Source organism: Pedobacter sp. 01N416 (assembly GCF_056399685.1).
The window spans coordinates 1-1,455 of the sequence record NZ_JBFTRT010000843.1; the positions used below are offsets into that span (position 1 = coordinate 1).

3 protein-coding genes and 1 pseudogene are annotated in these 1,455 nt (G+C 45.2%); all 4 read left to right on the forward strand.

All coding sequences use genetic code 11. From position 1 onward, the window contains the following. Nucleotides 1-16 precede the first annotated feature (16 nt). Nucleotides 17-301: pseudogene (locus AC1DND_RS27745) on the forward strand (DUF3560 domain-containing protein); the annotation flags it as partial. A gap of 33 nt (nt 302-334) precedes the next feature. Then, the gene (locus AC1DND_RS27750) at nt 335-757 is read left to right on the forward strand and encodes a hypothetical protein (protein WP_477586065.1); all 423 of its coding nucleotides are present in this window, start codon (nt 335-337) and stop codon (nt 755-757) included. A gap of 51 nt (nt 758-808) precedes the next feature. Continuing rightward, nucleotides 809-1,177, forward strand: coding sequence for a hypothetical protein (locus AC1DND_RS27755; RefSeq protein ID WP_477586061.1), 369 nt, complete (start codon nt 809-811; stop codon nt 1,175-1,177). A gap of 10 nt (nt 1,178-1,187) precedes the next feature. Beyond that, complete coding sequence (locus AC1DND_RS27760; protein ID WP_477586063.1) at nt 1,188-1,406, forward strand: hypothetical protein; 219 nt, start codon at nt 1,188-1,190, stop codon at nt 1,404-1,406. The last annotated feature ends 49 nt before the right edge of the window (nt 1,407-1,455 follow it).

Below are 1,455 nucleotides of genomic sequence, written 5' to 3' on the forward strand. Positions count from 1 at the left end.
GCGCAAAGAAAACCGCATTAATTATGCGAAGGTTCAGGCTGCCAAAAACGAAAAGGAATCCGATCGGCTTTACAGCTCGGCCACAGATATGGCTTCGGTCATTCCCATGGGACAACCGATTTTAATTGGTCACCATAGTGAAAAACGTGACCGCAGATACAGGGAGAAGATACATGATACCATGGGGCGTTCTGTGGATAAGCAGAAATAGGCGGCTTATTATGCAGACAAGGCAGAAACCATTGCCTCGAATGATGCTATTTTTTCCGATGATCCCGAGGCCTTAACAAAATTAAAGGAGAAACTCTCTCGGCTGCAAGCCTTGCAGGATTTTATGAAATCTGCCAATAGGTGTTTGAGGAAACAGGATAAAGCGGCCTTTTTATTATTGCCCTCAGCAACCGCTGAAATCTGGGCGCAGCTGAATGATACCAGCCGCGGCGGTTATGTTGGCTTTCCCTCTTACCGTTTGACCAATAACAATGCAAAGATCAAAACGGTAGAAAGCCGCATTAAAATGCTGGAAGCAATCAAGGCAAGAGCGGAATTTGATATGCAGGTTGGCAACGTCCGGATATGGGAGAACAAAGAGGCAGGAAGGCTTCAAATGATTTTTGAGGGTAAACCTAATGAAGAAATCCGCAAGGAATTAAAACGCCATGGTTTCCGCTGGAGCGGCTCACAGGGGGCTTGGCAGCGCCATATTTCAGCGAATGCGCTTTATTGGGCTAAGCTGATCGCAGCCAAAGCAAGTTAATGTTTGACCAGCTGGGAGGAATTCGTTTCCTCTCTGCTTAATTTTTAGATCATGAAAGCTTTACATGAATTGACCAATACGATGAAAGGGAGACTTTTATTCGAACTTTTTCCCGATGAAATGCCTGCGCTGCTGGATCACCTTGCCGAGGTCTGCGCTGATTTCCGCAAGAATCAAGAAGCCTATAAAAAGGATTGGCATAACGGGTTTATGCCCTTTGATTACTGGTTCAGCCTGTCCGAAGAATGTGCAGGCTTGCTAAAAAAGCATGGTCACGCCATGCGTAAAAACAGCAAGGTGTTTTCTGACCAGCTTTTTTACGGTTATACCGCGCTTTTTGTCAATGACCGAACCGTTAAATATGCCGCCCGTTCGGGAAACAGCAAATTTAAACAGGCGGTAGAACTTCTTTATACCTAAACGATGAGCCATGAAACAATATATCACAGACAACGAAGGGAATCTAATTGAAGTAGATGACCTGCAGGCGGCCATTTATCAGGTTGCTGATTATATCCACTACCTGCACAGCGATGATGCGCCCGAGATGCACCGCTTTGATCAGAAACGGCAGGCCTACTGGCGCGATATTTTTATCAAGCTGAACCTGTTAAAAAATAGAAAGGAGTCTGATTATGATCACAATTAAGGTATCCCTGCTGTTAAAACAGAAATTGCGGGAAGCAGAAACCGAGATC